The organism is Mycobacterium gordonae, assembly GCF_017086405.1.
GTDB lineage: Bacteria > Actinomycetota > Actinomycetes > Mycobacteriales > Mycobacteriaceae > Mycobacterium > Mycobacterium gordonae_D.
Genome location: NZ_CP070973.1, coordinates 4,403,370 through 4,423,996, shown reverse-complemented (window position 1 = coordinate 4,423,996; position 20,627 = coordinate 4,403,370). Strand labels below are relative to the sequence as shown.

General features: G+C 66.6%; 21 protein-coding genes and 1 pseudogene. 8 read left to right on the top strand and 14 right to left on the bottom strand.

Going from position 1 to position 20,627, the window contains the following annotated elements:
* Positions 1 to 3: 3 nt before the first annotated feature.
* On the top strand, positions 4 to 735 hold the full coding sequence (locus JX552_RS18940; protein WP_205873495.1) for a potassium channel family protein: 732 nt from the start codon (positions 4 to 6) through the stop codon (positions 733 to 735).
* Here JX552_RS18940 and JX552_RS18935 read toward each other — a convergent pair.
* From JX552_RS18935 to JX552_RS18925, 3 genes are all read right to left on the bottom strand, one after another.
* Complete coding sequence (locus JX552_RS18935; protein WP_205878542.1) at positions 732 to 2,015, bottom strand: MFS transporter; 1,284 nt, start codon at positions 2,013 to 2,015, stop codon at positions 732 to 734. The two genes, JX552_RS18940 and JX552_RS18935, sit on opposite strands and share 4 nt — an antisense overlap.
* A gap of 358 nt (positions 2,016 to 2,373) precedes the next feature.
* Positions 2,374 to 3,723 (bottom strand): flavin monoamine oxidase family protein, encoded by a 1,350-nt coding sequence (locus JX552_RS18930; protein WP_205873494.1) that lies wholly within the window; start codon positions 3,721 to 3,723, stop codon positions 2,374 to 2,376.
* A gap of 46 nt (positions 3,724 to 3,769) precedes the next feature.
* Positions 3,770 to 4,333, bottom strand: coding sequence for a TetR/AcrR family transcriptional regulator (locus JX552_RS18925; RefSeq protein WP_241010618.1), 564 nt, complete (start codon positions 4,331 to 4,333; stop codon positions 3,770 to 3,772).
* 138 nt (positions 4,334 to 4,471) lie between these two features.
* On the opposite strand from JX552_RS18925, the gene JX552_RS18920 reads away from it, so the two are divergent.
* Entirely contained in the window at positions 4,472 to 5,101 is a 630-nt protein-coding gene (locus tag JX552_RS18920) for a class I SAM-dependent methyltransferase (protein WP_205873492.1), read from the top strand.
* On the opposite strand, the gene JX552_RS18915 is transcribed toward JX552_RS18920, so the two are convergent.
* The 3 genes and pseudogenes from JX552_RS18915 to JX552_RS18905 all read right to left on the bottom strand — a co-directional run bounded on the left by JX552_RS18915 (position 5,068) and on the right by JX552_RS18905 (position 5,934).
* Positions 5,068 to 5,322 carry a hypothetical protein gene (locus JX552_RS18915; protein ID WP_205878774.1) on the bottom strand — a complete coding sequence of 85 codons (255 nt, stop codon included), beginning with the start codon at positions 5,320 to 5,322 and terminating at the stop codon, positions 5,068 to 5,070. The genes JX552_RS18920 and JX552_RS18915 overlap by 34 nt on opposite strands.
* A pseudogene (locus JX552_RS18910) lies at positions 5,264 to 5,530 on the bottom strand (cytochrome P450); the annotation flags it as partial. The gene JX552_RS18915 and the pseudogene JX552_RS18910, both read right to left, overlap by 59 nt.
* Before the next feature lie 47 nt (positions 5,531 to 5,577).
* On the bottom strand, positions 5,578 to 5,934 hold the full coding sequence (locus JX552_RS18905) for an MmpS family transport accessory protein (RefSeq protein ID WP_205873491.1): 357 nt from the start codon (positions 5,932 to 5,934) through the stop codon (positions 5,578 to 5,580).
* Positions 5,935 to 6,463: 529 nt separating this feature from the next.
* Here JX552_RS18905 and JX552_RS18900 point away from each other — a divergent pair.
* Together JX552_RS18900 and JX552_RS18895 are read left to right on the top strand one after the other, a co-directional pair.
* Positions 6,464 to 7,549, top strand: a complete 1,086-nt coding sequence (locus tag JX552_RS18900; RefSeq protein WP_205873490.1) for an NAD(P)H-dependent amine dehydrogenase family protein — start codon at positions 6,464 to 6,466, stop codon at positions 7,547 to 7,549.
* 95 nt (positions 7,550 to 7,644) lie between these two features.
* Positions 7,645 to 9,498 carry an Hsp70 family protein gene (locus tag JX552_RS18895; protein ID WP_205873489.1) on the top strand — a complete coding sequence of 618 codons (1,854 nt, stop codon included), beginning with the start codon at positions 7,645 to 7,647 and terminating at the stop codon, positions 9,496 to 9,498.
* 7 nt (positions 9,499 to 9,505) lie between these two features.
* Here the strand turns inward: JX552_RS18895 and JX552_RS32490 are convergent, their stop codons facing one another.
* From JX552_RS32490 to JX552_RS18880, 3 genes are all read right to left on the bottom strand, one after another.
* A complete protein-coding gene (locus JX552_RS32490; protein WP_241010617.1) occupies positions 9,506 to 10,108 on the bottom strand; it encodes a hypothetical protein in 603 nt (200 codons plus the stop codon).
* Positions 10,109 to 10,190: 82 nt separating this feature from the next.
* Positions 10,191 to 11,249 carry a class I SAM-dependent methyltransferase gene (locus JX552_RS18885; RefSeq protein WP_241010616.1) on the bottom strand — a complete coding sequence of 353 codons (1,059 nt, stop codon included), beginning with the start codon at positions 11,247 to 11,249 and terminating at the stop codon, positions 10,191 to 10,193.
* A gap of 55 nt (positions 11,250 to 11,304) precedes the next feature.
* A complete protein-coding gene (locus tag JX552_RS18880; RefSeq protein ID WP_205873487.1) occupies positions 11,305 to 12,258 on the bottom strand; it encodes an SDR family oxidoreductase in 954 nt (317 codons plus the stop codon).
* 81 nt (positions 12,259 to 12,339) lie between these two features.
* Between JX552_RS18880 and JX552_RS18875 the strand changes: the two genes are divergently transcribed.
* Positions 12,340 to 13,059 (top strand): SHOCT domain-containing protein, encoded by a 720-nt coding sequence (locus JX552_RS18875; protein ID WP_205873486.1) that lies wholly within the window; start codon positions 12,340 to 12,342, stop codon positions 13,057 to 13,059.
* Positions 13,060 to 13,180: 121 nt separating this feature from the next.
* Here JX552_RS18875 and JX552_RS18870 read toward each other — a convergent pair whose 3' ends face one another.
* Both JX552_RS18870 and JX552_RS18865 read right to left on the bottom strand, forming a co-directional pair.
* Positions 13,181 to 13,804, bottom strand: coding sequence for an MBL fold metallo-hydrolase (locus JX552_RS18870; RefSeq protein WP_205873485.1), 624 nt, complete (start codon positions 13,802 to 13,804; stop codon positions 13,181 to 13,183).
* The gene (locus tag JX552_RS18865; protein WP_205873484.1) at positions 13,804 to 14,889 is read right to left on the bottom strand and encodes an S-(hydroxymethyl)mycothiol dehydrogenase; all 1,086 of its coding nucleotides are present in this window, start codon (positions 14,887 to 14,889) and stop codon (positions 13,804 to 13,806) included. The genes JX552_RS18870 and JX552_RS18865 overlap by 1 nt, the downstream gene beginning before the upstream one ends.
* A 32-nt stretch (positions 14,890 to 14,921) precedes the next feature.
* Between JX552_RS18865 and JX552_RS18860 the strand changes: the two genes are divergently transcribed.
* From JX552_RS18860 to JX552_RS18850, 3 genes are all read left to right on the top strand, one after another.
* Positions 14,922 to 16,004 carry a class I SAM-dependent methyltransferase gene (locus tag JX552_RS18860; protein WP_205873483.1) on the top strand — a complete coding sequence of 361 codons (1,083 nt, stop codon included), beginning with the start codon at positions 14,922 to 14,924 and terminating at the stop codon, positions 16,002 to 16,004.
* The gene (locus JX552_RS18855) at positions 16,005 to 16,841 is read left to right on the top strand and encodes a serine hydrolase domain-containing protein (RefSeq protein WP_205873482.1); all 837 of its coding nucleotides are present in this window, start codon (positions 16,005 to 16,007) and stop codon (positions 16,839 to 16,841) included.
* Positions 16,842 to 16,970: 129 nt separating this feature from the next.
* The gene (locus tag JX552_RS18850) at positions 16,971 to 17,483 is read left to right on the top strand and encodes a DUF3145 domain-containing protein (RefSeq protein WP_205873481.1); all 513 of its coding nucleotides are present in this window, start codon (positions 16,971 to 16,973) and stop codon (positions 17,481 to 17,483) included.
* A 70-nt stretch (positions 17,484 to 17,553) separates the two neighbouring features.
* On the opposite strand, the gene JX552_RS18845 is transcribed toward JX552_RS18850, so the two are convergent.
* The 3 genes from JX552_RS18845 to JX552_RS18835 are packed head-to-tail and all read right to left on the bottom strand — an operon-like array spanning position 17,554 to position 20,622.
* Positions 17,554 to 18,066 (bottom strand): Rv2253 family sensor-like surface protein, encoded by a 513-nt coding sequence (locus tag JX552_RS18845; protein ID WP_205878541.1) that lies wholly within the window; start codon positions 18,064 to 18,066, stop codon positions 17,554 to 17,556.
* A 31-nt stretch (positions 18,067 to 18,097) separates the two neighbouring features.
* Positions 18,098 to 19,024: a diacylglycerol kinase gene (locus JX552_RS18840; RefSeq protein WP_205878540.1), complete on the bottom strand. Its 927-nt coding sequence runs from the start codon at positions 19,022 to 19,024 to the stop codon at positions 18,098 to 18,100.
* 17 nt (positions 19,025 to 19,041) lie between these two features.
* On the bottom strand, positions 19,042 to 20,622 hold the full coding sequence (locus JX552_RS18835) for an FAD-binding oxidoreductase (RefSeq protein WP_205878539.1): 1,581 nt from the start codon (positions 20,620 to 20,622) through the stop codon (positions 19,042 to 19,044).
* Positions 20,623 to 20,627 lie beyond the last annotated feature (5 nt).

Here is a 20,627-nt window from a genome sequence, read left to right as displayed (position 1 = left end):
CACATGCAGTCGATCTCCAAGGAACAGTTGTGGAGGCAGCGCACCGAGTGGCCGCTCGCCCTGGTCGCCGTCGCCTTCCTGATCATGTATTCGGTGCAGATCCTGGCCCGGCCGCACGGGACGGAAGCGCGCATCCTCTGGTTGCTCTGCTGGATCGCCTGGGCCCTTTTCGTCGGGGACTACTTCGCTCGGTTGGCCCTGGCGGACAACCGCCGGGAATGGTTCTTGCTGCACATCCTCGACCTGGTGATCGTGATGCTGCCGTTCCTGCGACCGCTGCGGATGGTGCGGCTGATCGTGCTGCTCGGTGTGCTGCAAAAGGCCGTCGGCCATGCCGTGCGCGGCCAGATCCTGATCTACACCGTGTCCGGGGTTTTGCTGTTGGTCTACACCGGCGCGCTGGCGGTGCTGGATGCCGAACGCCAGCAGGTCGGCACCACCATCAACAGCTTCGGTAAGGCCGTCTGGTGGGCCATCACCACGGTGACCACCGTCGGTTACGGCAATCTCTATCCGCTCACCGTCACCGGGCGCGTCGTTGCGGTCCTGCTGATGATGGGCGGCATCACGCTGATCGGTGTGGTGACCGGGTCACTCGCCTCGTGGATCGTGCAGCGGGTTTCCGAGAACGACACGGCCAATCAGGTGGCGACGGCCGCTCAGATCGACGAGCTTCGTAGCGAGATTCGGCAGCTGGCCGAACAACTACGGGCGCGGGAGGCTTCGGAATCCTAGGTTGCGCGAGACGGTGATATCGCCGTAGTGATCGCGCTCTCCAGCGACGTCCCCCGGGTTTCCGGCAGCCGGTACGTGCACCACAAGCTCATCACCACCAGCCCGGCCAGCATCAGCCCGATCGACCCGCTGCCGTAGCGATCATGCAGTGGTTCGGCGATCAGCGGCGGAACGGCGCCGCCCAAGATGCCGGATACACTAATCGCCAGCCCGGCGCCGGTGTAGCGGTGCGATGTCGTGAACAGCTCCGGCACAAACGATGTCATCGGCGCGTAAGCGAAGGCAGCGATCCCATACGTGCCGGCGATGGCCACCGCGAACAGCGCCGCTCTGTCGGCGTCGATCAACGGCAGGACGGCGAATGACCACGGCAACGCCAGCGCCCACCCGGACAGGATGACGGGTCGACGCCCGACCCGGTCAGACAGAGCGGCCGACACCGGCACCATCGCTATCCACACCAGCCCCCCGAGCAAACCGGCGAACAGAATCGCGTTGCGGGACAGCCCCAAGCTGCTGTGCGCATACCCGGTCAAATAGGTGCCGGCCATGAACACGAACGCATACAGCGCCAAAAAACTGCCTGCGGCCAGTGCCACGCTACGGCGTTGTTGGCGCAGGACTTCGGCGAGCGGAGCCCGCGGCGGCACGGTTCGGCCGGTCTTGGCGGCTTGGCCGGCGAAGACCGGCGTCTCCTCGATGCTGACCCGCACGTACAGCGCGAAGGCGACCAGTAAACCGCTGAGCAGGAACGGAATTCGCCACCCCCAGGTCAGAAACGCCGGACTCGTCTCGCCGACGGTGGCATTGACGACCAAGAAGGTGACGCCGGTCAACACCATCGCGATCCCGGCGCCGATGGCCGTGAATATGCCGTATCGACCGCGCTTGTCCACCGGTGCGTATTCGGCAGCGAGCAATGCTGATCCGGCCCACTCGCCGCCGACGGCGAACCCCTGCAGCAGGCGCAGCGTCAGCACGATCAACGGCGCCGCCACACCGATCGTCACCGCACCGGGCGTCAGACCCACTGCCACGGTGGACAACCCCATGATCAGCAGCGTGGCAACCAGCGTCGCCTTACGCCCGATGCGGTCACCGAAGTGGCCGAAGACCACTCCGCCCAACGGCCGGGACAAAAACGCGGCGGCGAAGGTTCCCATCGAGGCGATCGTGGCCAGTACGGGGCTGAGGTTCGGGAAGAATACCGTCGGAAACGTCAACGCGGCGGCGGTGCCGTAGATGTAGAAATCGTAGAACTCGACGGTGGTACCCACCATGCACGCGAACGCAATACGCTTGGCGGTCACGATCGGCCAGGGGCCGAGATGGTGGTCGGCTCACGGAGAGCACCCTGCGGCTGACCGGGCACGGTGCTCGGGTTGGGTTCGGGAACGGGGCAATCGGACACCGCGACGGTGCAGCGGCTGAGCTCGGGGAGAGGCAGGCGGGCGGTGCTGGTCAGACCGCCCGGCAGCACTGCCGCCGAACGCGGCATCGTACGGCGCTCGACCCCCATGACAGCCTCCTCGAAACCCGGGCTAGCGTGCGAGTCTAGGCTTTTCGTGGTCCCCTACAAAGCGACACCGGGCGAACGCGCGGCGTCTGTAGCCCAGAACGTGTCCGTCGGTTCGGTGATCAGGGCGCAGACATGATCTCGGCGACGACGCGGTGCGCTGAGTGCACCGCCCCTTCCATATGGCCTTCCCAAACGGGGGAGGTCTCCGCACCGGCCCAATGGACTCTACCGCTGGGCGCGTGCGGTTCGGGTCCGGCCGCCGACAGCACCCCGGGGCCCGGCGCCGGAACGCATCCGGTCAGGAAAGCCTCAGCGCGCCAGTCTTGTTCGATGTAGGCCAACGGTTTCGTTGCCGCGGGCCCGAAGAGCCGTGCCAGGTCGGTAGCGACGTGGGCACTGCGCTCCTCGACCGCACTCGGGTCCAGTAGCTCGGCCGCGGGAAGTGAATCGCTGGCGAAGCTACCAAGGAATCCGACCAGAATCCCCGGTCCGTCCGAATCGGATGTGGCGTCGAAGGTCAAACGCGCTAAGCCCTCGTCGGCGTAGGTCTGCCCGCTCAGCCCGGCGTGCCGCCAGAATGGCGTGGGGTAGGCGATGTGGTATTTGATGCCGCTACCCATGCGGAACCGGCGGTGCAGCTGTTGACGGCCAACGCTCAGCAAAGGCCCGAAGTCGATTCTTCCGCAACTGGCCGGATCGACGGCTACGACGACGTGCTCGGCCCGCACCGCTTGATCGCCGCGCAGCCGGAGCACGACATGGTCACGGTCGGGCTGCACCGCCCGCACAACTGAACTCAGCTGAATCTGTTGCCTGCCAAGGCGATCGGCCAACCTTTCGCAGATGCCTACGGCTCCACCGGCTACCCGGGCGTCCTGCCCCGCGCCGCGCACCCCGGTGAGTTGGTGCAGGCCGCCGGCAGCTCGGACATGCGTCGCGAACGCCAGCAGTGAAACCTCGTCCACGCTGCTGCCGGTGGTGGCTCCGACGGCGATCTCGATCAAGGTGCGGGCGCCGTGGGTTCGCACATGCCGATCCAGCCAGGAACCGACGGTCAGCCGGTCGAGCAGCGGGGCGCGCCGCGGCAGCAGCTTGGCCATGATGTCCAGACGTGCCATCGCGACAGCAGCGTCGGCGAGCGCCAACGCAGGCACCGGCGGCATTGCGCCCCGCGCCGAGTGCACCCGTCGACCAAGCCAAGACAAGTGCCGACCTCGGTTAAACGTTGGCACGGTGGTCAACCCGAGTTCGGTGATGAGCTGCAGAATCCGAGGCTGGCGTGGGCCGACCCACGCACCACCGCCGTCGACGACCACCCCGGCGACGTGCTGACGGAGTAGCCGACCGCCGATCCGGTCGGCAGCCTCGAGAACCATCACGTCGCGGCCCGCTGCCGCCAGTCGGGTGGCGGCGCAGAGCCCAGCCACGCCCGCGCCAATGATTGCGACGTCGGGTTCCCGCGATTTCATATATACGTATGTATACCACGTTCGGCATGCCAATCGGCGAATTCCGTTATCGGACTCGACCGGCTGAAACGCGGCGCAGGCCGGCGACCATGGCCGGCGCATCTATGACCCGGTCCGGATCAACCAGCCACTGAACGAGAATTCCGTCGTAGAGCGCGACAATGGCACTGGCCAAAGCGGTGTCATCCCGCCAGGCCGGCGGTAGGACATCGAGTATCCCCGCGCGCAGTTGCTCATAGATTTCTGCGAGTCGTGCCCGCACCACCGGTGAGCGCTCCACGCGAGGCAGCGCCTCGAAGAACGCCAGCACAACCGCCCTGTTACCAGGGAGCGACTCAACGAAATTCGACAACTCGGATTCCAGGCCCGCCGACTCCGCGCCGCGTCGTTGCCGCGCCAGGGGCCTTAGCCAGCGTTCGGTGGCCTCGATCAACGCCTCGTCCAGTAGTGCGTCCTTGCTACCGAAGTGATATCCGATCGAGGCCAGGTTCGCTCCGGAAAGTTCCGTGATGTCCCGCGCGGTCGTGGCGGCGTATCCCTTCCGGCGAATGCAGGTGACCGCGGCCTCCAGCAAGCGTTGACGGGTGGAAGAACCTGGCGGGGCGGTCACGGTGACTGCTAGACCTCCGTATCGCGGCGTTGCCGTTTGCTTGGGCGGCCACATCGCATACCCGGGTACATGCAAGCATGGCCGAAAGGGCGACAGCAACAACGCCATTGTCCGGCGCCGCCGGATACTCTTACGTCAATGATTGCCGCCCAATCATTGGCCGAGATGTTGCGCCGCCGCCTGTCCGAAGCGCAGCATGTCATGCAGCCCGCCGTGCGGTTGCGCGAGCAGGCTGAAGCCCTCGCCGATTACGTCGGGCCGGGAGAGAGCGTGCTCGACGTCGGTTGCGGAACCGGGCATCTGTCGGCCTACTTGCGTGCGATGTACGGGGCGGTCCCCACCGGTGTCGACGTCAAAGACTTCCGGCAGACCGACATTACCTTCGCCGAATTCGACGGCACGTCAATCCCGTTTCCGGACAAATCGTTTGACCACGTGATCCTCAGCGAAGTGTTGCATCACAGCCACGACCCGGTCCGGCTGGCCGCGGAATGCGACCGTGTCGCGCGCCGGCGCGTCATCGTGTTCGAAGACATGCCCGGGGGGTTGGTCGGCAAGCTCGCCCTGCACGCGCACGTGCAGGCGTTCGCCTACTACCGCCGTTACCCGTTTCGCCCGGCACGCCTGGACGAGTACCGTCAGGCGCTGGCTTGGCTGACCACGAAAGCGACTGCTGTGCAAAGGATTTCCCAGCCGCCGGAGTGGCTGACGGTCTACCCGCGTGTCCTGTTCGTTTACGACCTAGACGCGGGTGCCGCTACCACGTAACCGGCAGCACCCTGATTCTTGGAATAGCTGCGACAGCAGATGTCGGGCTCGGCGGTCGCCACGATCTCGGACATCTCGCGGCGCAATTCGTCGAGCACCGCCCGGATCTCGCGGCGGGCCAAATTGGCGCTCAGACAGCGGTGCGCGCCGCCGCCGAACCTGACGTAGGAACTCACCGAAATCGGTGGGCAGTTCGGGGGCGCCGAAGCCGAGAATCGCATTGATTCAAAGGAATATCTTCTGATGGTCGTCCGTTGGTGTGCGCGATCCCGCACCGACGCTTCGATGCGGGCCACCAGTCGGCGTGAACGCCCGGCTGACAATGGAGCGCAGCCGCTGGTGGCGCGGGTCGTCCATCACGATCATCGAACCGAAGTGCTCGGCCAACTCCGGCGTCTGATCGTTGATGGTGATGTTGGGGCTGGAGCTGACCTCCATACCATTTGAGGAGGCGCCACTGGCGAGCCTAGGCGCCGTCAGTGTGAGCACATGGTTTTCCCGGGCGTCCCGGTCGAATGGGCGTCGTTGACCACGTTGCCGTCCACCACGATCTTGCAGGCGATGGTGCCCTGCCCCTGCGCACTCAGCACGTAGACCTGACCACCGAAACCCTGGAAGTCCGTCGACCACGGCAGCGGCACGTTTACCGCTCGCTGCTGACCGTACTGGGTCTGGTACGAGATGTATTCGGCCATCCCGGTGCCACTGACCTCGTAGTGAACCTGTGGGAATGCGCCCGGGGGTTTGAAAGGGTCCGCGTGCGCCACACCATAGGTGGCCCCGAAGGCGGTGCCGGTGGCAATCAGGATCGAAGCTGCGCGACGACTGGTCATGGTTGTTCATCGTGTCATCACCCGCGGCGCCACACCAGGGGTTTGCACGCTTTGGCGGCGCGCTGAGCGCCGTATTGCCGGCGCATCCGTTGCCACCGGGGCCGCGGAGATTACCGGCACCGCGGCCGCAGTGAGCACGCCCCCGGGTGACCATGCGACGCGCCAAAGCCCGAAGGTGGCGAAGCTGAGCAGGGTGGTCGCGGTGAAACCGCAGTATCGCCACATCCGTGCGGACAGGCCCCAGAACCTTTGTGTACGAGCGGATTCGGCGACTTCAGCGTCCTGGTAGGAGTCTGGATGCGGTACTCGGATGCGTAATCAGCCCAGCATCGCCAGAGCGGCGCGCCAGTTACGGGCGGATGCGCGAACGAGCGCCTTCGTGCACGAGATCGGCGAGCAGGCTGATCACGTCGAACGTACTGACGAAACGCCACGCGATCGATTCCGCGACCGCTCGCACGGTCCGATGCTAGGTGTCGCCGCACCGCCCGCCTAGGGTGAAGCGGATAGTCGAAAGATGGGGCGATTGATGACGCAGAGTGGCGTTAAGCGGGTGGTGGTGTGGGGCACCGGCTTCGTGGGGCGGATGGTGATCCCGGAGATCGTCAAGCATCCGCTGTTCGAGTTGGTGGGTGTCGGCGTCAGCAATCCGGAGAAGGTCGGCCGCGACGTCGGGGACATCTGCGGACTCGGCGAACCGGTCGGTGTCACCGCCACCGACGATGTGGAGGCGTTGATCGCGCTCAAACCCGACGCGTTGGTGCACTATGGCCCCACGGCCATGCACGCCAAGGACAACATCTCGCTGATCACCCGCTTCCTGCGGGCCGGCATCGATGTGTGCTCGACGGCGATGACGCCGTGGATCTGGCCGACCATGCCGCAGAACCCGCCGAACTGGATTGCCCCGATCACCCAGGCGTGCGAGCTGGGGGAGTCCTCCTGCTTCACCACCGGCATCGACCCCGGTTTCGCCAATGACCTGTTCCCGATGACTCTGATGGGTCTGTGCTCGGAGGTTAAGCGGGTGCGCGCCTCCGAGTTGCTGGACTACACCAACTACGAGGGCGACTACGAGCGGGAGATGGGCATCGGCCGTGAACCGGAGTTCAGCCCGATGCTGGAAAACCGCGACGTGCTGATCTTCGCGTGGGGCGCCACGGTCCCGATGATCGCCCATGCCGCCGGCATCATGCTCGACGAGATGACCACGACCTGGGACAAGTGGGTGACTCCCACCGACCGGAAGTCCGCCAAGGGCGTCGTCAAGGCGGGCAACGTCGCCGCCGTCCGGTTCACGATCAACGGGCTCTACAAAGGTGAGACGCGCATCCAGCTGGAGCATGTCAACCGCATCGGGCTCGACGCCGCCCCGGATTGGCCGACGGGCCACGACAACGACGTGTACCGGGTGGACATCGAAGGCACGCCCAGCATCTTCCAGGAAACCGCGTTCCGCTTCACCGACGGCTCGGGTCGGGACGCCGCGGCCGCCGGATGCCTGGCGACCGGTTTGCGGGCACTCAACGCCGTCCCAGCGGTCAACGACTTGTCCCCGGGCTGGGTGACCGCGCTGGACCTGCCACTGATCCCGGGCGCGGGTACGATCCGCTGACCAGCACTCATACAGTTCCGCTGATAGCCGATACTGAAAGTGCCTATAGGTTTGTAGAGGAAGATGACGCCGGGGGGACACGGGGATGAGGCCAGATGGCAGACGGAGCTAGGCCAGCGCTGGGCCTGTCGATCGGTGCCACGAATCTAGCCGCCGTCACGCCCGACCACTCCATCACCCGCAAACCCGTCCTCACCCTCTACCGGCAGCGCCCGCCCGAGGTAGGGGTTCCCTCGGAGAATCCCAAGCTGGACGAACCCGGGCTGGTGATCACCGACTTCGTCGACCGGGTAGGCGACCGGGTCGGGATCGTGGCGGCAGACGGTTCGGTGCACCGCAGCGAGGCGCTGGTCGCCGACGGATTGCGCGCGCTGGCCTACGCGGCCACCGGCGGGCGCGCGCTGCCCGACAATGTCGCGGTCACGTATCCGGCGCACTGGGCGCCGGCGGCGGTCGACGCTTTGGGCGGGGCGGTGAGCCGGGTGTCGGAGTGGTCGCACCAGGCCACACCGGCCACTTTGATCCCGGACGCGGCGGCTGCCGTGTTCGCGGTGCGCGCCAACCCCGGCATACCGGCCCGGGGGACCGTCGCGGTGTGCGATTTCGGTGGTAGCGGAACCAGCATCACCCTGGTCGACGCCAGCGCCGACTACCAGCCGCTAGGCCCGACCATCCGGCATCACGACTTCTCCGGTGACCTGGTGGACCAGTCGCTGCTGAGCTACGTCATGTCCGAGATGCCCGCCACTGGTTCGTTCGATCCGTCCGCCACCGCGGCCATCGGGTCGCTGACCCGGTTGCGGGCCGCCTGCCGGGGGGCCAAGGAGCGGCTCTCGGCCACGACGGCTACCACCCTTTCCGAGGGGGTGCCCGGAGTCCGCAGTGAAATCCGGCTGACCCGCAACGAACTCGAAGAGACGATCCGCGGCGCCTTGGAAGGGGTGGCCGGCGTGCTCGAAGAATCATTGCACCGCAACGCATCCGGTTTGGTCGCGATCGTCACGGTCGGTGGCGGCGCGAACATCCCGGCGGTGACCACGTCGCTGTCCGGGCGGTTCGGGGTGCCGGTGATCACCACGCCACGCCCGCAACTGACCGCGGCTATCGGGGGCGCGCTGCGCGCCGCACGAGGCCCCGGTGACACCAGCGCGACGACGCTGACCCCGGCCGCGCCGCCGGCGGTGGCTGCGCCTGCGGCGGCGCCCGAGCCGTCCGCGCAGGAATTCCAGGATGTGCCCGCAGCAGCTGCTCCGGTGTCGGCGATGCAGCCCGCGCTGGCCTGGTCGGAAGCCCAGGACGAATCACGTCTGATGCCGGCGGTTTCGTCGAGCTCCGGTTCCGGCTACACGGCCGCCCGGCCGCAGATGAAGTTCGAGCGCGAAGAAAGGCCGGAAGCCGAACAGAAGGCCTCGCCGATTCCCTGGTACCGCCTACCGGCGGTGATAATCGTCAGCACGGTCGTCGCGGTGCTGCTGGTAGGCACCGCGGTGGCTATCGGGTTGACGTCGCACGACAAGGGCGGCAAGTCGCCGGGAGTCAACACCACCCCGCGCAGTTCGGCGCCGCCGCCTGCCACCAGCGAGAGTCCCAGTGCAGAGCCACCGCCGGCCTCGACGCCCGAACCCGCGCCGACGACGCGGGCGCCGGCCCCGCCGCCCGCGACGACGCAAGCCCCGCTGCAGACCACCGAAGCGCCGCCGCCAGCGACCACTGCGCCTCCGGCGACGACTCAGCCGCCGGTGACCACGCAACCGCCGGTGACCACCCAGCCACCGGTAACAACGCCGCCGGTTCCCCAGATACCTCAGCTGCCGGGGCCGGCGAATCCGAATCCACCTACGCCGCCGCCTATTCCGCAGCTGCCGCAGATTCCGGGACTACCGCAGATTCCGGGGATTGCCTATGCGCCGACAGTTCCAGCGCTTCCGGGCAGACTGCAGGCGGGCTGAATCCGGTCTACGTACCAGCCTTCTCGCGGTCCTCGCGGTCTTGCTTGGTCGCCTCCAAGATCTGCTTGTTGAAGTCCTTGTCCTTGTCCAGGTTGTCTTTGACGCGTTGCTCGGCTTCCTGGTTCAGCTCCTCGACCGACTTGTTCTCGTCTTCCGTCGTTTCGTCGGCGTGGGCGGCACGCTCGCTCTCGGCGGTGTTCTTGGCCCGGGATTCGCCGTCGCCGTCATCCTTCTTGCCGGCCTCATCTTGGGCGGGCGGCTGATCTTTCTCGTCCCTGCCTTTGGAACCCTCGGACTTGGCTTTGGCCGCCGGCGAGTCCTCGTCCTCGGCGTACTTGGGGTTGCCGTCGTCGTCGAGCCAGTCGTTTACCGCAGTGCCGGTGATGGTCTTGCCGGAACCGGGCAGCACCAGAGTGGGCCTGTCCTCGTAGGCCGTCATCATCTCCTTGGCCTGCTCTTTGTCTTCCTCGTCCGGCTCGGGCTTTTCTGTGCTGCCCCCGGCGCCCCCGGTGTTCTGTTCGTCTTTGTCGTCGGCCTCGGCAGTACTCACGGCACCGTCATCGGTCTTGCTGGTCTCCTGACCAGCCGATTCGTCGTCGTGCGCGGTCATACCTGTGGCCCCCTTATGGAGTTGCTCTATGTCCCGACCCAAAGTGAGGGTTACCACATCGGTGGCGCGCCGAAACTCCCCGTTACAGCGAATCCCGCTTGGCCAACACCAGCGACGCGAGCGGAATACGCATCGGTTCGGGCGTCTGGGCCAGCCGCTCGGCGACACCAAACTCTAGCCGCTGGACGAAGTCCGCTCCGCGTGGATCGTTGATCCCGCCGCTCAGGCCCGCCCGCAGGGTCGGGAACAGGGCTGCCCGGGCGAATGCTGCCCACTGCGCGCCGAAAGCCTCGGCGTCGGAATCACTTTGGAACCTCGCCCAGAAGCGGTCCTCGGCGTTGAACATGTCGAGGTGCTCGATCGTCAGGCCCTCGAACCACCCGCGCGGAGCGAACGGGGCGCGGAAGTCCTTCTCGGTGCGGGCCACCACGGGAATTACCATGCGCCGCAACTCTTCCCTGCGCACCAGGCCCTGCTCGGCAAGTTCTTCCAGCGTCGCCATCAGCGCCTCGTTCAGTGGGCGATAGCCGAATTCGCCGTCTTCATCCAGGGCCATGGTGAGCACCACCAACCTGCCGCCGGGACACAGTTCGCGGCCGCGGAACGCGACGAAGTCGTTCCAGTCCAGCGCCGACTGATGCTCGTAAGCCCGCCGCGCCTCGGTGCTGCGACTGAACGCGACCTGCACATGGTCGGCGATTTCCGGCGCACCCGCGGGAATTCGGCTCAGCCACTGGATCGCCCACGACGACCACCCGAGGTTGACGGTGCCGGTCGGCAGAATCTGCTGGTAGAAGGATCGACCGATCGCCGAGGTGAAGCTGGCCGAGTCGATGTTCAGATAGCTGTCCGGATCCTCGGACAACGTGTGGAACAGGGCCGTGAAGTCGTTCTCGGGGACATCGGTGTGCGCCACCAGGATCGCGTGGTCGTGGCGGGTTCGCGCACGCAACACCTCGACCGCGGTGGCCATAGGCTTCAGTGAATTGTGACCGGTGGCCGCGCCGTAGTCGGCAACGACGACCGGCTGCGGGGGTTTGGGCAGCGGCACCTGTTGCGCCGCCTGCTCGAACAGCGCGACGGCCGGTAGCAGTCCAGCCGCCTGCAGCCGCGACGACTGGCCGTACGTCGCTGACTCCATCGGCTCCGGCCGGACAACGACGCTTGATTCCGGGAGGCGGAGCTTGGGTTGCGGCTCAGTTCGGCGCGGGGTAGTTGACACCGGTAAGCCTCTCCGAAACTTCCCAAAGCCGTTTGCAGTCAGCGTCATCGGCGGCTCGCTTAGGTATCTTGGCCTCGGTGACTCCGCCTCCGGCGGCCTCGGCGAACCCGCGCGGGCCGTAGAAGGCACCGCCTTCGGCGCCAGGTGTGACTGCTGCGTACAGGGCCGGCAGGATGCCTTCGTCGATCTCCTGCCACAGGAACGGGGCGTACTTCCAGGACGTCGTATAGAGACGCTGCATCAGCGCCGGCTTGTCCCGGCCGTGTGACGGTCCGCTGATCTGCAGATTGGTCTTGGTGAGCCCGGGGTGCGCCGCGTTGGACATTATGTTCCAGCCGCCCTGGCGGCTGCGCCGGTCCAGTTCGCGGGCGAACATCAGTGTCGCCAGTTTCGACTGCCCGTAGGCGGCCATCGAAGCGTAGGACTTCTCGAACTGTAGGTCGTCGAAGTGGATATGGCCGCGGCGCGCGGCGATGCTGCTCAGCGATACCACACGCGGAGCCTGCGCCGCGTGCAGCAGCGGCAACACCTGGGCGGTGAGGGCGAAATGGCCCAGATGGTTACTGCCGAACTGCAATTCGAAGCCGTCGGCCGTGGTGTCGCGCTCTGGCGGCGTCATGACGCCGGCGTTGTTGATCAGGATGTCGATGGGGCGGCCGTCGGCAGTGAGCTGTGCACCCAACGCTTTGACGGAGGCCAGCGACGAAAGGTCCAGCGGCTTGATGGTCAGGCTGGCGTCGGGCACCGATTTGCGGATCTCCGCGATCGCGGCCTCGCCTTTGCTCTGGTTGCGGATGGCCATCACGACGTCGGCGCCGCCCACCGCCAGACGTTTGGCCAGCCCGAAGCCCAGGCCGCTGTTGGATCCGGTGACAACCGCGAGCTTGCCGGACAGATCGGGCACCGTGGCGACAAGATCGTTGGTCATGTGAGAACTCCTTGTCCGGTTGCTTCGTCCGCGGTCGCAAACAGTCTCCCTTGTCGCCGTCGCGCGTGACACACTGCCTGGATGAATAGCAGACGGGTCGCCAAGATCTCACTGATCCTGGCGATTGTGACGCTGGTGGTGGCGGTGGCCGGCTTCATCACCACGTTGGTGCTCAATGTGTTCTTCCTCGACGACTACGACGCCTACGGCGAGGTGCCCGTTCCGGGCAGTGGCAGCGTGCACCTACCGGCCGGACAGGCCACCGTCAGCCTGCACACCCTGGTCATCGGTGGGACCGACGGCGGCGGGCTGCCCGTGCCGCCCATGCGCATCTCGATCACTCCGCCCGACGGTGTGGCGCAGCCGGAGGTCACCGAAAGCATCGGCAGCACAACGACAGTCAACAACGATGCGCATATCCGGGTGTGGAACGTCCAGGTGCCGGCGGAGGGCACCTACAACGTCGTGACCGACGGCCAGGTAAACGGATACATCAACCCGCGACTGGCTTTCGGGCATCAGAGTTCGTACGGCTACCTGGTCTGGGTCTTCGTAGCGCTGTTCGTCGTCGGGTTGGTGGATCTGACGCTGTCGATCGTGTGGCTGGGGCGGGCGCGCCGCCGTCCGGTGCCTTCTGCCGGCGGCGCGGTTAGTTTCGCGGCGCCCGCGGTGGCCTACGAGCCGACCGGTGCGGCTGTGCGCGTCGAGCGGCTGAAAAACCTTGCCGCGCTGCGGGATTCAGGCGCTTTGACGGAAGAGGAGTTTCAAGAGGAGAAGCGGCGGATCCTCTACGAGCAGTAGCTCGCGTTTTGTTGGGGCGCGAGTGTGCGCTGCGGTACGCCGACACGCCGGTGCGGCTGGCTTTGAGTGCCCGCTCGCGGCGGGCGCGCTCGCTGGGGGTGCGGCTATCGGGGGCGAGGGCTCAGTGCCCGCGGGCGACCCACTCCTCGTAGTGCACGATCTCGTCGCCGATCGTCGTACTGTCCCCGTGGCCGGTATGCACGACGGTATCTCCGGGCAGCTTGCCAAGCCGCTCGGAGATCGACTGCAGAATCGTCGGGAAATCCGAGTACGACCGGCCGGTAGCCCCCGGGCCGCCGGAGAACAACGTGTCACCGCTGAACACCACGCCGAGGTCGTGGACGTACCAGCACACCGATCCCGGCGAGTGCCCCGGCGTGTGGATGGCCCGCACCTCGGTACCGGCCACCTTCAGTGTCTGGCCTTCGGCAACTGAGCGAAACTCGCTGTCCGGATGGGTCATTCGCCACAACACCTCGTCTGCGGGGTGCAACAGCACCGGCGCGTCGAGCGCCTCGCTGAGCTCGGGCGCCACGGTGACGTGGTCGTTGTGCCCGTGTGTGCACACCACCGCCACCACATGACGCCCGTCGACGGCCTCGATGATCGGTGCCGCCTCGTGGGCCGCGTCGAACACCACGACGTTGGAGTTGTCGCCGATCAGCCAGATGTTGTTGTCGACTTCCCAACTGCCGCCATCGAGTTCGAAGGTGCCGTGAGTGACCAGCCGGTCGATGACCACCATTACAGGATCACCACCGAACGCAATACCGTGCCATCGTGCATCTTGTGAAACGCCTCCTCGATGCCGTCTAACCCGATTCGCTCGGAGACAAACTTCTCCAACGGCAGCCGGCCCTGCCGATACAGGTCGATCAGGGTGGGAAAGTCGCGCTCGGGCAGGCAGTCGCCGTACCAGGACGACTTCAGTGAGCCGCCACGGGAGAAGAAGTCCACCAGTGGCATGTCCAGGCGCATGTCGGGTGTCGGCACGCCGACCAGCACCACAGTCCCGGCAAGGTCGCGGGCGTAGAAGGCTTGCTTCCAGGTCTCCGGCCGGCCGACGGCGTCGACCACCACGTCGACACCGAAGCCATCGGTGAGGTCCTGAATGGTTTCCACGACATCAAATTCGCGGGCGTTGACGGTGTGGGTCGCGCCGAACTTGCGGGCCCACTCCAACTTGGTGTTGTCGGTGTCCACCGCGATGATCTTGCGGGCCCCGACTAGCGCGGCGCCGGCGATGGCGGCGTCACCCACGCCACCGCAGCCGATCACGGCGACGGTGTCGTCGCGTGTCACCCCACCGGTGTTGATCGCCGCGCCCAGCCCCGCCATCACCCCGCAGCCGAGCAGGCCCGCGACGGCCGGATCGGCGGCCGGGTCGACCTTGGTGCACTGCCCGGCCGCCACCAGTGTCTTGTCGGCGAACGCCCCGATGCCCAGTGCGGGTGTGAGTTCGGTGCCGTCGGTGAGCGTCATCTTCTGCTCGGCGTTGAAGGTGTCGAAGCACAGGTGCGGCCGGCCTCTTCGGCATGCGCGGCACTGCCCGCACACCGCGCGCCAGTTCAGGATCACGAAGTCACCGGGTTCGACGTGGGTGACGCCGGGTCCGACCGCTTCCACCGTGCCGGCGGCCTCGTGCCCGAGCAGGAACGGGTACTCGTCGTTGATACCGCCCTCGCGGTAGGTCAGGTCGGTGTGGCACACGCCGCAGGCGGTGATGTCGACGACGGCCTCACCCGGTCCGGGGTTGGGGATGACGATGTCGACCAACTCGACGGGTTGTCCTTTTCTCCGCGAAATGACGCCGCGCACTGTCTGACTCATGGCGTCCAAACTACGGTGTAGCGTCGCTTCGCATGACGGCACCCGAGACCGGCACCGAAACCGTCCCCGAAACAGTCCAAGCCTTCACCGACCGCATGGTGTCGGCGATCGACAACGCCAGCCTGACGCTGCTCCTGAGTCTGGGGCATCAGACCGGGCTGCTGGAGACGATGGCCAGCCTGGCGCCATCCACAAGTGCGGAGATCGCCCAAGCCGCGCGGCTCGACGAACGATATGTGCGAGAGTGGCTGGGAGGCATGACAACCGGCCGCGTGGTCGACTACGACCCCGAGACCGGGACCTATTCGTTGCCCGCCCAGCGCGCCGCGGTGCTGACCAGCGCCGCCGGGCCGAACAACCTTGCGTTGGTCGCACAGTTCGTGCCGCTGCTCAGTGAGGTCGAGCAGAAGATCCTCGGCTGCTTCCGGGTGGGCGGCGGCCTGCCCTACAGCGAATATCCCCGCTTCCACACATTGATGGCCCAGCAGAGCGGGGTGGTGTTCGACGCCGGGCTCGTCGATGTGGTGCTGCCGCTGGTGGACGGCCTGCCGGAACGTCTCCGATCCGGAGCCGATGTCGCCGACTTCGGTTGCGGCAGTGGGCATGCCGTGAATGTGATGGCTCAAGCGTTTCCGGCCAGCCGGTTCACCGGCATCGACTTCTCCGAAGAGGCGATTGCTGCCGGCCGTGACGAGGCCGCCCGGCTCGGTCTGCAGAACGTCACCTTCGAAAGTCACGACCTGCCGACGCTGGACAAAGAGGCGACTTACGACGTCATCGTGGTATTCGACGCCATTCACGACCAGGCGCAGCCGGCCCGCGTGCTCGAGAACATCCACCGCGCCCTGCGCCCCGGCGGGGTGTTTCTGATGGCGGACATCAAGGCATCAAGCCGGCTCGAGGAGAACGTCGACGTGCCGATGAGCACCTACTTGTACACGGTGTCGTTGATGCATTGCATGACGGTGTCGCTGGCTCACGACGGCGCGGGGCTCGGGGCGGCGTGGGGCACGCAGTTGGCCACCGCGATGCTCGCCGACGCCGGCTTCGACGACGTGGTGGTCGCCGAAGTCGAGTCCGACCCGATCAACAACTACTACATCGCTCGCAAGTAGATGAGCGCTCTCGACGTCTTGGAGGACTGGCCGGTCCCGAACGCCGCGGGCGCGGTCGTGGGCCCGAGCGGCGTGCTGACCACGCACGGCGACACCGCGCGTGTCTTCGCGCTGGCGTCGGTCACCAAACCGATCGTGGCCCGGGCCGCGCAGATAGCCGTCGAGGAAGGCGTCGTCGATCTCGATACCGAGGCCGGACCGCCCGGGTCGACCATCCGGCACCTGCTTGCGCATGCGTCGGGACTGGCCATGCTTTCCGGCGAGGTGCTGGCCCGGCCGGGGACCCGCCGGATCTACTCGAACTACGGGTTCGCCGTGCTGGCCCAGGTGATCGAGCGCGAGTCGGGCATCAAGTTCGGTCGCTACCTCACCGAGGCGGTGTGCGAACCGCTGGGCATGACGGCCACCCGCCTCGACGGGGGCGCTGATACCGCCGGTTTCGGCGCCACCTCCACGGTTGACGACCTGGCCCGGTTCGCGGGGGACCTGCTGCGTCCGGCCACGGTCTCGGCGCAGATGCACGCCGACGCGACCACGGTGCAGTTCCCGGGCCTCGGCGGAGTGCTGCCCGGGTACGGCTCGCAGCGGCCCAACGACTGGGGGCTGGGGTTTGAGCTGCGCGATTCGAAGTCGCCGCACTGGACGGGTGCTCGCAACTCGGTGCGCACGTACGGCCATTTCGGGCAGTCAGGCGGCTTCGTCTGGGTGGACCCCGAGGCGGACCTGGCGCTGGTGGTGCTCACCGACCGCGACTTCGGTCAGTGGGCGCTGCAGCCCTGGCCTGCCCTTTCGGATGCGGTTTTAGGCGCTCATGCCCGAAAGGAAAATGCACACTAGCGCAACATGGGCATCACAGGGCACAATAGACACGCAAGACACAAGAAAATATATCGCGCAGTAGCTGCTTGATCGGGTTCACCAGGTCGTTGGGGAAGACGTCCCTCGTGGAACCGAAGGAGCAAGAAGATGCGTGCGTCGAATCAGTTCGCCGACGTGACGGCTGGTGTGGTTTACGTCCACGCCTCGCCGGCGGCGGTGTGCCCGCATGTCGAGTGGGCGTTGTCGTCGACCTTGCAAGCCAAGGCGAATTTGGTGTGGACGCCACAGCCGGCCATGCCCGGGCAGTTGCGTGCCGTCACGAACTGGGTGGGACCGGTCGGGACGGGTGCCCGTTTGGCGAACGCCTTGCGTTCCTGGTCGGTGCTGCGTTTCGAAGTCACCGAGGATCCCAGCCCCGGCGTCGACGGTCACCGATTCAGCCACACTCCGCAGTTGGGGCTGTGGAGCGGGGCGATGAGCGCCAACGGCGACATCATGGTTGGCGAGATGCGGTTGCGGACGCTGATGGCTCAGGGCGCCGACACCCTTGCCGCCGAGATGGATTCGGTGCTCGGCACCGCGTGGGATGAGGCGCTCGAGGCGTATCGCGACGGCGGCGACGCCGGCGAGGTCACCTGGCTGAGCAGGGGCGTGGGCTGAGTTTCGCGAGCAGACACAAAAGCACCCCGGAACATGTGTTCCGAGGTGCTTTTGTGTCTGCTCGGCGGGGTCAGGTGACCGAACCAGAAATCGGCTTGGCCGATACCGGCATATCGACGTTGCCCTGGCACGCGCCGCTGGCGATGTCGGTGTGGAAGACGCCGGTGAGGATGCCGTACTGCCCTGGCGTGTAGACCGTTATCGATTTCGCCGGATCGTATTCGACTGTGCCGTCCGGCAGCAGGCAGTCCCATTTCCAGGTCATCTCGCGCACCCACTGAGACCCGTTCCAGGTGAATTCGATTGTGCGCGGCATCGATTCGTTCTTCGGTGGGGCAGGGTTGTCCACCGTGGCCACGCAGACGCCCGCCGCACAGTTCGAGGTGAACGAGACAGTGGATCGGTGGGCGAATTCGGGCTGACCGGCCGCCGCGCTGGTACCGGATTTCGCGTTGGCGCCGAGCACGACAAGGTATTCGCCGTTCCACGAAGCGACTTCACCCGCGTGGGCCGACGGGGCCAGCCAGAGCGACGCACCTAAACCTGCTGCAGCGACCAGCGCTGTCTTGCCACAACCCGACATGCTGAACATGTCGCGCCGCGTGACCGGAGCGTTACACCCTGGCCGCCGGAAGGGCCGGACGCAGCACCTGCAGCGCAGCCGGCACCGCGGAGATTTCGGCGGGCAGCGGACAGGCGTAGTCGCCGTCGGCGTACACGTTGATGCCGGGGCACTCGATTTCGACGGTCTTGGCCCGTGCGGTGGTGACCTCGTCGAGTTCCACGTGCGCGCCCTTCAGTGCGGTGGGGAAGAAGCGGATCAGCTTCGTTCGAGACTCGGACCTCACCATGGTGAGGTCGAGCAGGCCGTCCGACCGGTCGGCGTTGGGGCAGATCAGCATTCCACCCCCGTAACTGCGGGTGTTGCCGAAAGCCGTCATTGTGAGCTCGGTTTCGATCACCTGCTGCCCGTCGAGCACCAACCGGAACGGCAGCAACCGCAGTCGCGACATTTCGGCGAGTATGGCGATGTAGTAGCGCATCCGCCCGTGCGGCCAGGTCATCCGGTTGGCCCGGTCGGTCACCAGGGAGTCGAATCCCGTTGCCGCTACGGTGCCGAACCACTTGTTGACACCATGCTGATCGCGGATCCGCCCTAGGTCGATCGTTTCCGTCCAGCCGTCCACCACGATATCTGCCGCGGCTTCGGGATCCTTTGTGGGAATACCGAATTCACGGGCGTGGTCGTTGCCCGTGCCGGCCGGGATGATGCCCATCGGCACATCGGTTTGCGCCAGCACCTGCAGGGCATTGGAGATGACGCCGTCGCCGCCGGTGACGACGACCGCGTCGGTGCCCTTCTCCAATGCCGCGGCCACCAGAAACCGGGCGTCTTCGGCACCGTCGCCGATGATCTCGACGACTTCGATCCCGCGCTTGTGAAAGCGCGCGATCGCGCGTTGCGCCGCCTCGATCGCGGCGCCGTGCCCGGACAGGGGATTGGTCAGCGCGGTGACCTTGCCGATTTCGTGCCGGCTCAGGACGGGGGACTGCTGCGTCACGGAATCAGTTTGCCGGGGTTGAGAATTCCGGCTGGATCCAGGGTGGCCTTCGCGGCGCGCAACACCTGCACGCCGAGATCGCCCACCTCGTCGGGCATCCACGCTCGGTGGTCGGCGCCGACGGCGTGGTGGTGGGTGATGGTGCCGCCGGTGGCCATGATCGCGTCGCACGCGGCCTTTTTGGCGGCCCACCACTGCTCGATCGGGTTGCCGCGCTGCCCGGCGACCACGGTGAAGTACAGCGAGGCGCCGGTCGGGTAGACGTGCGACACGTGGCACATGACCAGTGCCGGGGTGCCCGACTCGGCCAGCGAAGAGGTAAGTGCCTGGGTGACGGCCGCCTTGAGCGCGGGGATGTTGGACCAGTCGGTCGCGGTCTCCAGCGTTTCGCACAGCGCGCCGGCGGCCAGCATGGAGTCGCGTAGATACGGCGCGCTGAACCGGCCGTGCTCCCACGTCTTGGCCGGGGCCTCGCCCAGCGATGTGCCGCCGCTGGCCTCCAGCAGCGCGCGGGTCTCGGCGTGTCGACTCTCGGTGTGCTCTGTGGTGCCCTCGAACAGGGTCAGGCCCAAACAGCCTCCGCTGCTTTGGTTGTCGCCGATCGTCTCATGCGTCGCCAGGTTCACTCCGGTCTCTGCCTCATCGGAAAGCCGCACGACGGTGGGGCCGGTGCCGGTCTGGGTGATGGCACGCAGGGCGGCGACTCCGGTCGCGAAATCCGGGAAGGACCACGCCTCGTAACGGGTGGTCTCGGGGACCGGGTGCACCCGCAGCCGCACCTTGGTGATGACGCCCAGGGTGCCTTCCGAACCGATCGCCAGCTGACGCAGATCCGGTCCGGCCGCCGAGGCCGCTACCCGGCCCAGGTCCCAGATGCCGACCGGGGTGACCATGCGCAGTCCCATGATCATCTCGTTGAACCGTCCGTAGCCGGCGGAGTCCTGGCCCGACGAGCGGGTCGCCGCGAAGCCGCCGATGGTGGCGTACTCCCAGCTCTGCGGGAAATGGCCGAGGGAAAAGCCGTGTTCGCCCAGCAATCGCTCGGCATCCGGGCCGGTGACGCCGCCGCCCAGCTCGGCGATGCCGGAGACCGTGTCCATGGAGTGCAACTCGTTGAAACGGCGCAGATCCAGCGAGATCACGGCGGAGAACTGCCCGCGGGTGGGGTCCAGCCCACCGGTGACGTTGGTGCCGCCGCCGAACGGGACCACCGCGATGCCGTGATCGGAGCAGTAGCGCAGGATCTCCAAGACCGTGTCGTCGTCGGCGGGCAGCAGGACCGCGTCGGGTGCATCCTGGACGTCGCGGTCTTTGCGGCGCAGCAGGTCGAGGGTGGACTTGCCACCGGCGTGCAGGAGCCGGTCGCGGTCGGTGGTGCGGAAGAATTCGCTGCCGACGATCTTGGCGAGCGCGTCCTGATCGGCCTGTGACAGGGCGCATTCGCGCAGCTTCACCTCGTCGGGCTGCAGCTCGGCCGCATCGGAATCATCAAGGCCCACAACCTGCTTGAGCAGAGTGCGGACTCCATCGGAGAGTGGCTTGGCCGCGGCGGGGTCCCCCCACGCGTTCCATTTCATCGGCG